At 56.4% G+C, this 12878-nt stretch carries 12 protein-coding genes and 1 pseudogene; 7 read left to right on the top strand and 6 right to left on the bottom strand.

What is annotated here, in order from left to right:
* Window positions 1-27: 27 nt before the first annotated feature.
* Window positions 28-774, bottom strand: a complete 747-nt coding sequence (locus FJD38_RS17260; RefSeq protein WP_122785663.1) for a thioesterase II family protein — start codon at window positions 772-774, stop codon at window positions 28-30.
* Between the two features lie 321 nt (window positions 775-1095).
* Here FJD38_RS17260 and FJD38_RS17255 point away from each other — a divergent pair, with 321 nt between their 5' ends.
* Window positions 1096-1644: an RNA polymerase factor sigma-70 gene (locus FJD38_RS17255; protein ID WP_122785664.1), complete on the top strand. Its 549-nt coding sequence runs from the start codon at window positions 1096-1098 to the stop codon at window positions 1642-1644.
* Window positions 1645-1713: 69 nt separating this feature from the next.
* Here FJD38_RS17255 and FJD38_RS17250 read toward each other — a convergent pair.
* Together FJD38_RS17250 and FJD38_RS17245 are read right to left on the bottom strand one after the other, a co-directional pair.
* Window positions 1714-2316: pseudogene (locus tag FJD38_RS17250) on the bottom strand (GNAT family N-acetyltransferase); the annotation flags it as partial.
* Window positions 2317-2423: 107 nt separating this feature from the next.
* Window positions 2424-3197: a substrate-binding periplasmic protein gene (locus FJD38_RS17245; protein WP_146386683.1), complete on the bottom strand. Its 774-nt coding sequence runs from the start codon at window positions 3195-3197 to the stop codon at window positions 2424-2426.
* A 237-nt stretch (window positions 3198-3434) separates the two neighbouring features.
* Here FJD38_RS17245 and FJD38_RS17240 point away from each other — a divergent pair, with 237 nt between their 5' ends.
* Entirely contained in the window at window positions 3435-3977 is a 543-nt protein-coding gene (locus tag FJD38_RS17240) for a 3'-5' exonuclease (RefSeq protein ID WP_146386504.1), read from the top strand.
* Between the two features lie 90 nt (window positions 3978-4067).
* Entirely contained in the window at window positions 4068-4349 is a 282-nt protein-coding gene (gene ppnP, locus FJD38_RS17235) for a pyrimidine/purine nucleoside phosphorylase (RefSeq protein ID WP_122785667.1), read from the top strand.
* A gap of 81 nt (window positions 4350-4430) precedes the next feature.
* Here the strand turns inward: ppnP and FJD38_RS17230 are convergent, their stop codons facing one another.
* Window positions 4431-5777 carry a DEAD/DEAH box helicase gene (locus tag FJD38_RS17230; protein WP_122785668.1) on the bottom strand — a complete coding sequence of 449 codons (1347 nt, stop codon included), beginning with the start codon at window positions 5775-5777 and terminating at the stop codon, window positions 4431-4433.
* 192 nt (window positions 5778-5969) lie between these two features.
* Between FJD38_RS17230 and FJD38_RS17225 the strand changes: the two genes are divergently transcribed.
* A complete protein-coding gene (locus tag FJD38_RS17225) occupies window positions 5970-7277 on the top strand; it encodes a mechanosensitive ion channel family protein (protein ID WP_146386502.1) in 1308 nt (435 codons plus the stop codon).
* 150 nt (window positions 7278-7427) lie between these two features.
* On the opposite strand, the gene FJD38_RS17220 is transcribed toward FJD38_RS17225, so the two are convergent.
* Complete coding sequence (locus tag FJD38_RS17220) at window positions 7428-7985, bottom strand: RBBP9/YdeN family alpha/beta hydrolase (RefSeq protein ID WP_146386499.1); 558 nt, start codon at window positions 7983-7985, stop codon at window positions 7428-7430.
* Window positions 7986-8025: 40 nt separating this feature from the next.
* Window positions 8026-8886, bottom strand: coding sequence for a carboxylate/amino acid/amine transporter (locus tag FJD38_RS17215; RefSeq protein WP_146386497.1), 861 nt, complete (start codon window positions 8884-8886; stop codon window positions 8026-8028).
* Between the two features lie 427 nt (window positions 8887-9313).
* Between FJD38_RS17215 and FJD38_RS17210 the strand changes: the two genes are divergently transcribed.
* The 3 genes from FJD38_RS17210 (at window position 9314) to FJD38_RS17200 (ending at window position 12874) form a co-directional block, all read left to right on the top strand.
* Window positions 9314-10213: a PA3225 family LysR-type transcriptional regulator gene (locus tag FJD38_RS17210; RefSeq protein WP_122785672.1), complete on the top strand. Its 900-nt coding sequence runs from the start codon at window positions 9314-9316 to the stop codon at window positions 10211-10213.
* Window positions 10214-10372: 159 nt separating this feature from the next.
* A complete protein-coding gene (locus FJD38_RS17205; RefSeq protein ID WP_146386495.1) occupies window positions 10373-10936 on the top strand; it encodes a peptidylprolyl isomerase in 564 nt (187 codons plus the stop codon).
* A 105-nt stretch (window positions 10937-11041) separates the two neighbouring features.
* Complete coding sequence (locus tag FJD38_RS17200; protein WP_146386494.1) at window positions 11042-12874, top strand: ABC transporter ATP-binding protein; 1833 nt, start codon at window positions 11042-11044, stop codon at window positions 12872-12874.
* The last annotated feature ends 4 nt before the right edge of the window (window positions 12875-12878 follow it).

The following is a 12878-nucleotide window of genomic DNA, read 5'->3' as shown; positions in this document are numbered from 1 at the left end:
CGGTGTGTTTGTAACGGCGGGTGGCGCTTACACAGACAGGCGAGCCTGTTGATTGCGCCAGCGCGTCAAATGCTCTTCGGCATAACGGCGCAGGCAGCGCAGCAGCGGCAATTCTTGCTGCACCAGAAAGAAGTGATGCCCTTCAAACAGGTCGAGGGAAAACTTGCTGCTGGTATCGGTTTGCCAGTCCAGCAATTGCTCGGCACGCACACTGTCCTGCTTGCCGCCAAAAACGTGGATGGGCATGGGCAACGGCGCACGTTGGCCGTAGCTGAAACTGCCGCACAACAGGAAGTCGGCGCGCAGAATCGGCAGCATCATCTGCATCAATTCGGCATTGGCCAGCACCTCTTCACCGGTGCCTTTGAGTTCGCGCAGGCGCTCGATCAATTGCTGATCGGTTTTAGCCACTGCGTATTCGCTGACATCGCGCCGCGACGGCCCGGCGGTGGCCGAAGCAAACAGCGCAAGCGGCGCAGGCAGCCCTCGCTCGCGCAGTGCATGAGCCAGTTCAAACGCCAGCAAGCCGCCCAGGCTATGCCCAAACAAGGCATAAGGACGGTCAAGTTCGGCACTGATTTCGTCCGCCAGTTGCGCCGCCAGACGGCGTATGTCGCTTTGCAACGGCTCGTCCATGCGCATGCCGCGACCGGGCAGTTCGAGCGGTCGCACGTGCAACCATTCGGGCATTGAACGACGCCAGCGGCTATAGGCCATGGCACTGGCGCCGGAGTAAGGCAGGCAAAATAAGCGCAGCATGATGGGCTCACTCATCCGCCATTGCTCCGACACTTGAATGCCACCTGTCCACGATCAAAAACATCCCGCCCTCCTGTGCCCACTCATTCGTCACCGGCTTGCATCACCGGCTGTAATCCATTGAGAACGGTTAACTCAGGCAAATAATTAGTCAGGGCAATAGTGGCATTTTGAATCTGGCTGAGACGGATGTGAGGCATGTCTCAATCTTCTGTCAGACACGGCATTAGTTCTTTTTCTCATTTGACAATCATTATCATTCAACCTAATTTGTTGCCAGCTGTGTAGGTGGCCTCACAAGGGCCCGCACTCATTCATTTGCAGCAGGTGATCTCCATGACGGAACAAGTGTCGACAAGCAGGTGCGACTCACCCTTACTTCAGGCCTTTGTTGATAATCGGATTATTCTGGTCAAAATCGCGGCACGCATTACCGGCTGCCGATCCAGGGCAGAAGACGTGGTGCAGGATGCTTTTTTTCGCTTGCAGTCGGCGCCGCAAATCACTTCTTCGTTCAAGGCTCAACTGAGTTACCTGTTTCAGATCGTGCGCAACCTTGCGATTGACCACTACCGTAAACAAGCCCTGGAGCAACGCTACTCGGGCCCGGAAGAAGAAGGTTTGAATGTGGTCATTCATGGCGCGTCGCCCGAGACTTCACATATCAATTTTTCGACGCTGGAACATATCGAGACTGCGCTGAACGATCTGCCCAGCCGTACCCGCTATGCGTTCGAGATGTACCGCCTGCACGGCGTCCAGCAAAAAGACATCGCCAAGGAACTGGGCGTTTCGCCTACGCTGGTGAATTTCATGATTCGCGATGCACTGGTGCACTGCCGCAAGGTCTCAGGCACGCAGGCGGATACCTTTGCCCGGCGCTGAACACCCGCGCCACCGAAGCGCTTTGGTCAGCGACTTGGCAAGCAATCATCGCTGACCAGCCACTCGCACTCAGCCCAGTACACGCCCCTCAAAAAAATCTTCGCGACTCTGCATCATCAAGGCCGCGCGCTTGTGCGGAAAATCGAATTCCTTGACGCAGTGATAGCCCTGCGATTGCATGTAGCTGATCATTTTGTCGTTATCGGCACGCGGTTCAGCCACCACGCGCTGGGTGCGCGGCTCATCCTCGAACAGGTAATGGGTCAGGGCCTGCATCCAGCTGGCCACTTTGTGCGGCCCCCGATGGGCCTGCTCACCCACCAGCATATGAATGCCCCGGTCGTAATCGCCTACGTCGTAGAACGGCGCAATACGATCTTCCTTGGCCCAATACGCTTCGAAATAAGCAAACGGCTGGTCATCGAAGCAGCCGATCAGGGTCAGCGTATGCGGGTCTGCAGCGAGTTTTTCGAGGTAGTGGCGATGTTGTTCCAAGCTGCCGCCCTCCTCCCAGAATGCCATTACCCGCGGGGTGTTTTGCCAACGGCTGAAGCGCTCAAGGTCGACGGCGATATCCAGCGTACGCAACGAGACCCACGCGCCGAGCTGCGGATCAAAGCGCCGGTACACTTCGCCTGCTGGTTTGGCCGGTCGCTGAGGGTGGTCGGCCCCTGAACGGGCAGTGGCTGGCAGTGGTGTCGATGAGGGAGATGTCATGGGCAAGGGCTCGCATTAGTCGTCAACAGATAGGCTGTGTGACGTGGGCCGCGCCTTGAAATTTAGGGCACCCTAGCGCCTGCGGTTGGCTCGGGTGTCACAACTTCGATTTGGTAAGGCGCAAAAATGGCCTTCAGTTGACCATTGTTGCGAAGAATTTCCATGAGCTGAGCAAACTGCTGGCCCTGGATCGGCGCTTGAGGTCGTAGTAACGCGTAATGGTGATAGATGTGATCGACGCGGTCAGACACCAAGACCTGGTTGCTGAATTGCGGTTTATTGTTCAGCAAGTCAACGAGGTGGGAACGGGTGATCAAGGCAATGTCCACACGCCCGCGCATGACCATCTGCAAGTTGCTCAAGTGGGAGTACGTCAGGCTTACATTGAATGTATCGGACAGGAATTTCGGATCGGTGTTGTAGCCGGCAAAGGCATAGTGATAACCGTTGAAGAGCGCCAGTCGTTTACTGCCCGGGTTATCAAAATAACTTTGCTGACGCCCCTCTTCCTGCTTGGCGACAAATACTTCGGCATCTCTAAGGCCCATATCCACAGGCGTTTGCGCTATTCCCTGCCATCCCCAGGCGGGATTTTCAAACAACACCATGTCCATTTTGCCTTGCTTGAACTCACGAAAGCGGCGCGCATTGGACGTAGGCACAATGACGAACCGAAAATCGCTTTGCAACGCGTTCAGGGCGGCCAGCAGTTGCGGTAACAGGCCGGTATCGACACCGATCTCGGGCCGGACCGTATACGGAGGGAAGTGCGCAGCTCCAACCCTGACTTCCTGGGCAGCCCAGACAGGTGTCAGCAGAGTTGCACCAAGAACCATCACTACGCCGCGGGCCATCCACATTGGCAGACACTTCAAAGCCGTGTACCTCTGGGGGTTGCCCATCACTGAACTTATTAATTGGCACACGACCAGAGAGTTGTGTGCCGAGGTAATTTAAGCGGGCACAGAATATCAAGCAAGCACTTGGCTGGCACACTGCAAATTAAGTAGGTGCAAGTCGATGCCTTGGCTACTCTCCACCACCAACGCCAATGCTGTTTAAGGAAGCTGCACATGCCTCACTGGCTGGTCATTGACCTGGAAGCGACAACCGATGATGGCGGCTGGCCTTTATCCGATATGGAAGTGATCGAACTCGGCGCCAGCGTGGTCACTCGCTCGGGTCGGGAAGTGGATCACTTCCAACGGTTTATCCGCCCCCAGCGGCGGCCGCTGCTGACCCCTTTTTGCCGTCAGTTGACGCGCATCAGCCAACCAGACATTGATAGCGCCGCCCCGATGCTGAAGGTGTGGCCGCAATTCGAACGCTGGCTCGGTCAACACCTGCCCAAGCTTGAAGGCTGGGCCAGTTGGGGCGACTACGACCGCAAGCAACTGGAACAGGAGTGGCAGCAAAAAAATCTGGACAGCGCGTTGGCCCGGCTGCCGCACATAAACCTCAAGCAGCAGTTTGCTCAGGCCCGCCAGCTAAAGCATGCGCTGGGACTCAACAGTGCATTGCAACTGGCCGGCATGCAGTTCAACGGGCAACAACACAGGGCGCTGGAAGATGCCCGCAATACAGCCCGTTTATTACCACTGGTTTTCGCGGTTTAGGCTCAAGGGCAAGCGTTATAAAGGGCGTGACGGGATATACCGGCTTCTGCATACTGGCCAGCCTTTTTGAGTCCATTGCGAGGAAGCGCCATGTTTAAAGTCAACGAATACTTCGACGGTACCGTCAAGTCGATTGCCTTCGCACAAGCCGATGGCAGTGCAACTATTGGCGTCATGGCCCCGGGTGAATATGAGTTCGGCACAGCAGAGCGTGAAATCATGCATGTGGTGTCGGGTGAACTGAGTGTGAAGCTGCCAGGCAGCGACGCGTTTGAAACGTTTAAAACCGGCAGCCAGTTCAATGTGCCCGCCAACAGCAAGTTTCAGCTCAAAGTGGCTGTTGATACGGCTTACCTGTGTGAGTACCGCTGAGAATTCCGACCCCTCCAGTACCTTGAGCAGACCATAAAAAACCCGGCTTTCGCCGGGTTTTTTGTGAGTCACGATAACGTGTTACTCAGCCGCAGGGGCTTCTGGCTTGCGGCGCTTGAGCGGCGCCATGCCGTCTTTGCTGACCAGCGACAGCGCGTCGGTCTTTGGACGGTTGGCGATTTTGCGCTTTGTCGGTGCCTTGGCGCCGGTCTTCTTCTTGGCGCCTTTGGCGTCGGTCTTTTTCTTCTTGACCCCTACCGCTTTACCCGACGCTTTGACGTTTTTAGGGCCGCCGTAGACGCCTTTGACTTCCTTGATCACGCGGCGCTCGAAGCTCTGCTTCAAGTAACGCTCGATGCTGGACATGAGGTTCCAGTCACCGTGACAGATCAACGAGATCGCCAGGCCATCATTACCGGCACGGCCAGTACGGCCAATACGGTGAACGTATTCGTCGCCGCTGCGGGGCATGTCGAAGTTGATCACCATATCCAGACCTTCTACGTCCAGACCACGGGCAGCCACGTCTGTGGCCACGAGGATTTTGACGCCGCCTTGCTTGAGGCGGTCAATGGCCAGCTTGCGGTCCTTCTGGTCTTTCTCACCGTGCAAGACAAAAGCCTTGTACTCCTGCGCCACCAGACGACCGTAGATACGGTCAGCCATGGCACGGGTATTGGTGAAAATAATGGCCTTCTGATAAGTCTCGTTGGCCAGCAACCAGTTCACGATTTGTTCTTTGTGCTGGTTGTGGTCGGCGGTGATGATTTGCTGACGCGTGGTGGCGTTCAGCTGGCTGACCTGATTGAGCTGCAAGTGCTCAGGGTTGGTCAGCACCTTGCCGATCATCTCGCGCAGGCCGGAACCACCGGTGGTGGCCGAGAACAGCATGGTTTGCTGACGGTTCGGGCATTCGTCGACCAGACGCTGAACGTCTTCGGAGAAGCCCATGTCGAGCATACGGTCGGCTTCGTCCAGCACCAGCACTTCAACCTCTTTGAGGTCAAGGTTGCCAGCGTTCAGTTGCTCCAGCAAACGGCCGGGCGTACCGATAAGAATGTCCGGCACCTTGCGCAGCATGGCGGCCTGAACCTTGAAGTCTTCACCGCCGGTGATCAGACCGGACTTGATGAACGTGAACTGCGAAAAACGCTCAACTTCTTTCAGCGTTTGCTGTGCCAGCTCGCGGGTCGGCAGCAAAATCAGCGCTTTGATGCTCACGCGAATTTTGGCCGGGCCTATCAGACGATTGAGGATCGGCAGGACGAAAGCAGCTGTTTTGCCGCTCCCGGTTTGAGCTGTAACCCGCAGGTCACGCCCTTCGAGCGCGAGCGGGATGGCCGCTGCTTGCACAGGCGTAGGCTCGACAAATTTAAGCTCGGCCACAGCTTTAAGCAGGCGTTCGTGCAGGGCGAAATCGGAAAACACGGGTGCTACCTCGAAGAAATACAAAAAATCAGCGGCATAGAGTAACGGTTTCGAGCGCGCAGGCCGAGTTACTTTGCACGAACGGCATGAAACAAATGGTTTTTTAGGCTCTTTAGTCCAATCGAGTGCCCTAAAACGCCCTGAAGTGCTCTAATTCCATCGTCATTTATTACTGAGATAACGTTTTAGCTTATGGATACTCAAGCACTCTGGGGCAAAATCCAGGACCTGTGGGCCTCTTTGGATCAACATCCCTGGATCACGGCCTTGATGGGACTGATCGTTCTGGTGGGCGTTGCCCTGCTCGCAGGCCACGTCGCACGCATCATTATTTTGCGCGTGACCAAAATCCTCGCTCGCCAGCCAGCCCTGCACTGGGTCAATGATCTGCGCGAGCACAAGGTTTTCGATCGCCTGGCGCAAATGACACCTTCGCTGATGGTGCAGTTTGGACGCAACCTTGTACCGGACATGAGCGACACCGGCCGGCACTTCTTGGGCAACCTGGCACTGGCCATCACTATTTTTGCGCTGACACGGGTTATATCGTCCCTGCTGGACGCTTTGCTCGACATCTATTCGCGCACCAATTACGCCAAGACACGCCCGATCAAGGGTTATATCCAGCTGGCTAAAATGCTGCTGTATGTGTTTTCGGCCATCATTATTGTCGCCACCCTGATCGACCGCTCGCCCATGTTGCTGCTGTCGGGACTGGGTGCCATGTCGGCGGTGATTTTGCTGGTCTACAAAGACACTCTGTTGTCGTTTGTGGCCAGTGTGCAATTGACCAGCAACGATTTGCTGCGGGTGGGTGACTGGATCGAAATGCCGCAGGTGGGTGCCGATGGTGACGTGATCGATATCACTTTGCACACGGTCAAAGTGCAGAATTTCGATAAAACCATTGTGTCCATTCCAACCTGGCGCTTGATGTCCGAGTCGTTCAAGAACTGGCGCGGCATGCAGCAATCCGGCGGTCGACGCATCAAGCGCAGCCTGTTTATCGACGCCGGCGATATTGGCTTTTTAAGCGATGCACAGGAACAACGTCTGGAGCAGGTACGCCTGTTGAGCGATTACCTGGTGCGCAAAAAAGTTGAGCTCAAGCACTGGAACGAAGCCCAGGGCAATGTCGCCGCCCTGTCCGCCAACCGTCGGCGCATGACCAATATCGGCACCTTCCGCGCTTATGCACTGGCGTATCTGAAGAGCCACCCCGATATTCAGCCGAACATGACCTGCATGGTTCGCCAACTGCAAGCCACACCACAAGGCGTGCCGCTGGAGGTGTACTGCTTTACCCGCACGACGGTATGGGACGAATACGAGCGTATTCAGGGGGATATTTTTGACTACCTGCTGTCACTCTTGCCAGAGTTTGGCTTGAGTGTGTACCAGCAACCCAGCGGCAATGACCTGCGCCAGGGCTTGCAGGCCAAGTCTCAAGCGCCGTTGGTGGTGACTGAACCGGTAAGCGAAGATTCTCGTAGCAGCTGACGAGTAATGCGAGGCTGCGTTCGACGATGCAATCGTCGCAAGGGTTAGCGACGGCTTCGCCGCCGATCGCAGCCTTCGTGCCTCGTCAGCGACTACAGAGGCACAAAGGCTGCGATCGACGATACACGAATAAAACCAAGTTCCCGTCTTCTAGCTGTTGAACTGGGGGTCGCCTGTCAGTTTGAACAACAGCTCAATCCCTTCTGGCCAGGCACCCACGCCACCCTCGGCATTGATGTGGCCAGCATTTTCCAGCCACACCAGTTCACTGCCCCACGCATCGCTAAAGGCGGTAGCCCGTTCGCGGCTCACGTAAGGGTCATTGGTGCTGGCCACGGTAATCGCATTAAAAGGCAGTGTTTTCAGCGGCATGGGGGTAAAGCCCGTGGTTCCAGCCGGGTAACTTTGCGCTTCGGTGTCACTGGGTGCCACCAGTAAAGCGCCGCGAACATGCTTGGTTTGCCCGGGGTACTCCTGCGCCCAGCGGGCAATCAATGCGCACGCCAGACTGTGCCCCACCAGCACCACCGGTCGCTCGCTTTTGCTGATCTTTTTTTGCAGGTTATTTACCCAGTCGGTACACACGGGGGTTTCCCAGTTCTCCTGTTTAACCCGGTGCAGCCCGCTGTAGCGCTTTTCCCAGTGAGATTGCCAATGCTCTGTTCCTGAATTGAACAGACCCGGCAAGATCAACACCCTGACTGTCATTCCGTCTCTCCTTGAAGGTGGTTGCTCGACTGGATTGACCTTAGACCCTGATAGCTCTGCGGTCTAGGCGACTGATCCAGACCGCCAGAGCAATCACCAGACCGCCAATCAGCAAACGCGCCAACGGCTCGTGCTGGTTCCAGATCAGCAGGTTGAGCAACAACCCTACCGGTACATGCAGGTTATTCATTACCGCCAGCGTTGCGCTGCTGACCATGCAGGCACCTTTGTTCCACCAATACATCCCCAACGCTGTCGACACCAGGCCCAGAAACACCAGCACGCCCCATTGCAACGGCGCATCGGGCAGAAAGTTGGCTTTGCCAAACAGCATGAAGGCCGGCAACACCACCGCCAGCGCACCCACATAGAAGAAGCCGAAACGCCGGTAGTGCGGCACGTCACTCGGGTAACGCGCCACCAACCTGCGGTACAAGACCTGACCGGCGGCATAGGTGAAGTTGGCCAGTTGCAACAGCAGGAAGCCCTTGAAAAAATCCGGGCTGATGCTGTCAAAGCGAATCACACCCGCCCCCGCTACCGCGACCAATGCTGCCACCAGCGCCCAGGGATTGAACCGACGGTTGAGTGCGTCCTCGATCAAGGTCACGTGCAATGGCGTAAGGATGGTGAACAGCAACACCTCTGGCACTGTCAGGACACGAAAGCTCAAATACAGGCACACGTAGGTGATCCCGAATTGAAGCGCCCCGATCAGCAGCATGCCGCGCATAAAGCCGGGTTCAACCTGTCGCCAGCGAGTCAACGGGATAAACACCAACCCTGCCAGCACCACCCGAACCAGTACCGCAAAGTAGCTGTCGACGTGACCCGCCAGGTACTCGCCAATCAGGCTGAAGGAAAACGCCTGTATCAGCGTGACAAATAACAAATAGCCCATGGATTTTCGTCCGTAAGTAGCGCAGATCGCGCGGCGCAAGCACCGGCGAGCCAAAAGGAATGTGCGCGACCTTAGCGGTTTTTGACGGCCAGTAAAATGATCGCAAAAAAAAACCCGATTCAGCGCAGGGGCTGATCGGGCAGGAGCACTCACTTAAAGTGCAAAGGGAGGTTCGATGCGCGAACCGCATGCTTGAAGGAGCAATGGACTGATTAAGCCAGCGTTCAATTATCTCCCGATTAAATAAGTGCTTAACTGATCAGAAATTTCGACATTCTGATTAGGAATAATCGCGGACTGATACAACTCAATGAGGCCTAGGCTATAGGACAACGCCTCGATAAAAAATACTGAAATTCTGCTACAACCTATCAAGAAAACTGTTTATAAAGTCACCACACAACAGGCAACCCCAGAGGATTCCATCGTGAAAGCGCCCCGTGTGACCCTTGATCAGTGGCGCACCTTACAAGCCGTGGTCGACCATGGCGGCTTCGCCCAGGCCGCCGAAGTGCTGCATCGCTCGCAATCGTCTGTCAGCTATACCGTGGCTCGCATGCAGGACCAGCTCGGTGTGCCGTTGCTTCGTATCGACGGGCGCAAAGCCGTGCTGACTGAAGCCGGAGGCGTCTTGTTGCGCCGCTCCCGACAACTGGTGAAGCAGGCCAGTCAACTCGAAGATCTGGCCCATCATATGGAACAAGGCTGGGAGGCCGAAGTACGGCTGGTGGTGGATGCCGCCTACCCCAATGCCCGGCTGGTTCAGGCGCTGACCGCTTTTATGCCGCAAAGCCGGGGCTGTCGTGTCCGCCTGCGCGAAGAAGTGCTTTCCGGTGTCGAAGAAGTCCTGCTTGAAGGCGTGGCTGACCTGGCCATCAGCAGTTTCAGCATCCCCGGTTATCTGGGGGCCGAATTGAGCGCTGTGGAATTTGTGGCGGTGGCTCACCCTGATCACCCGTTGCATAAACTGCAACGCGAGTTGCACTTTCAGGATCTCGAAAGCCAGTTGCAGGTGGTGATTCGCGACTCGGGTCGCCAACAGCCACGCGACATGGGCTGGCTGGGCGCAGAACAGCGCTGGACCGTTGGCAGTCTCGCCACTGCCGCCGCCTTTGTCAGCAGCGGGCTGGGTTTTGCCTGGCTGCCCCGCCACATGATCGAACGCGAGCTTAAAGACGGCACTCTCAAACCCCTGCCGTTAAATCAGGGCGGCAATCGCCATCCGCTGTTTTTCCTGTACTCCAACAAGGACAAGCCGTTAGGCCCGGCCACCCAAATACTGGTCGAGTTGCTGCGCACCTTTGATACCGCGCCGCTGAAAACCTGATCATCAGCTCTGTAACTATCACAAGGGTGGGCAGGAACATCGATCACGAATATCCTGTCCAAGGTTCGCCGGCTTGTATTGGCTGGCTCGTGAATTCCTATTTTCGTCGTGAGTGAGTTTCCTCACCCCGTTGCAACCACTGTTCAGGATTACTGACCCATGTTGAAAAAAATCGTCCTCGCTGCCGCAGGCCTGATCTTCGCTGCCAACCTGATGGCCGCCCCTGCGGTTAAAGCCCCGCACGTTCTGCTGGACACCAGCTTTGGCAAGATCGAAATCGAGCTGGACCCGGTCAAGGCGCCGATCAGTACCAAGAACTTTCTGGAATATGTCGACAGCGGCTTTTACACCAACACTATTTTCCACCGTGTGATCCCGGGCTTTATGGTTCAGGGCGGCGGGTTTACCAAGGAGATGGTCCAAAAACCGACCCGCGACCCGATCAAGAACGAAGCCAGCAATGGCCTGCATAACGTTCGCGGTACGCTGGCGATGGCACGCACTTCAAACCCGAACTCGGCCACCAGCCAGTTCTTTATCAACGTTGCCGACAACGCCTTTCTGGACCCGGGCCGCGACGCGGGCTACGCCGTATTCGCCAAAGTCGTGAACGGCATGGACGTGGTAGACCAAATCGTCAACTCGCAGACCACCACCAAACAAGGCATGCAGAATGTGCCGATCGACCCGGTGCTGATCAAGTCCGCCAAGCGTATCGACTGATAAGCCGAGTTTCGCAAGGAGCACGACCGGCCCAGCCCCTCACGGCCCTGTTAACGGGCCGGTCATACCACTAAAGGAGAGTCCGCGCAGCGGGCGTCAGTGAACATGCTTTATCGTCGTTTTGAAAAACTGATCGATATTTTCCGCGAAGCACCCACCGCCGCCCCGCCCAGCACTGTCTGGGCGTTTTACCTCTACTACCTGCGTCAGGTGTGGCCCATCTTCGCCGCCTTGCTGGTAGTAGGTCTGATCGCGGCCTTGATTGAAGTGTCACTGTTCAGCTACCTGAGTACGTTGATCGACCTGACTCAGGGCACGCCCAGTACCGACTTTTTCAAAGTCCATAGCGGTGAACTGATCTGGATGGCCGTGGTGGCGTTGATCATCCGCCCGGTGTTCTTCGGCCTGCATGACCTGCTGGTTCACCAGACCCTGAGCCCGAGCATGACCAGCATGATCCGCTGGCAAAACCACAGCTACGTGCTCAAACAAAGCCTCAACTTTTTCCAGAACGATTTCGCTGGCCGTATTGCCCAACGCATCATGCAAACCGGCAACTCATTGCGCGATTCGGCGGTGCAGGCCGTGGATGCCCTGTGGCATGTAATGATCTACGCCATCAGTTCGCTGGTGCTGTTTGCCGAAGCCGACTGGCGCCTGATGATTCCGTTGCTGACTTGGATCGCGTGCTATGTCGGCGCGCTCTATTACTTCGTACCGCGGGTCAAAGAGCGCTCGGTGGTGTCGTCCGATGCACGCTCCAAACTGATGGGCCGTATCGTTGACGGCTACACCAATATCACCACGCTCAAATTGTTCGCGCACACCAACTTCGAGCAGCAGTACGCCCGCGAAGCGATTATCGAACAAACCGAAAAAACCCAGCTGGCCAGCCGCGTTGTGACCAGCATGGACGTGACCATCACCAGCCTTAACGGCCTGTTGATTGTCACCACCAGTGGCCTGGCCTTGTGGCTGTGGAGCCAGTCATTGATCAGCGTGGGGGCCATTGCACTGGCCACCGGCCTGGTGATCCGGATCGTCAACATGTCCGGCTGGATCATGTGGGTCGTCAACGGTATTTTCGAAAACATCGGTATGGTCCAGGACGGTTTGCAGACCATTGCCCAGCCCGTGGCCGTGAATGACCGTGAAGGTGCACCGCGCCTGGAAATCAAACACGGCGAAGTGCGTTTCGAGCATGTCGACTTTCATTACGGCAAACGCAGCGGCATCATCAGCGACCTCAACCTGGTGATCAAACCCGGTGAGAAAATCGGTTTGATCGGCCCTTCGGGTGCTGGCAAGTCCACGTTGGTGAACCTGCTGTTGCGCCTGTATGACGTGCAAGGCGGCAGAATTCTGATCGATGGCCAGAACATCGCCGACGTGACACAAGAAAGCCTGCGCGAGCAAATTGGCATGATCACTCAGGACACCTCATTGCTGCACCGTTCGATTCGCGACAACTTGCTGTATGGCAAGCCGGACGCCACCGACGAAGAGTTGTGGGAAGCCGTGCACAAAGCCCGCGCTGACGAATTCATCCCGCAGCTGTCCGACGCTCAAGGCCGCACCGGCTTTGACGCGCATGTCGGCGAGCGCGGGGTCAAACTGTCAGGCGGGCAACGCCAGCGCATCGCCATTGCTCGCGTGCTGCTTAAAAATGCGCCGATCCTGATCATGGACGAAGCCACCTCGGCGCTGGACTCCGAAGTGGAAGCAGCCATTCAGGAAAGCCTGGAAACCCTCATGCAAGGCAAAACCGTTATTGCCATCGCCCACCGGCTTTCAACCATTGCGCGAATGGACCGCTTGGTCGTGCTCGAAAAAGGTCATATCGCAGAAAGCGGCACCCACGCAGAACTGCTCGCCCACGGCGGTTTGTATGCACGTCTGTGGCAGCATCAAACGGGCGGTTTTGTCGGCATAGACTGACAAA

The organism is Pseudomonas saxonica, assembly GCF_007858365.1.
GTDB classification, from domain to species: domain Bacteria; phylum Pseudomonadota; class Gammaproteobacteria; order Pseudomonadales; family Pseudomonadaceae; genus Aquipseudomonas; species Aquipseudomonas saxonica.
Note: the sequence above shows the minus strand (reverse complement) of the source record. Positions and strands in the feature narration are given on the sequence as shown.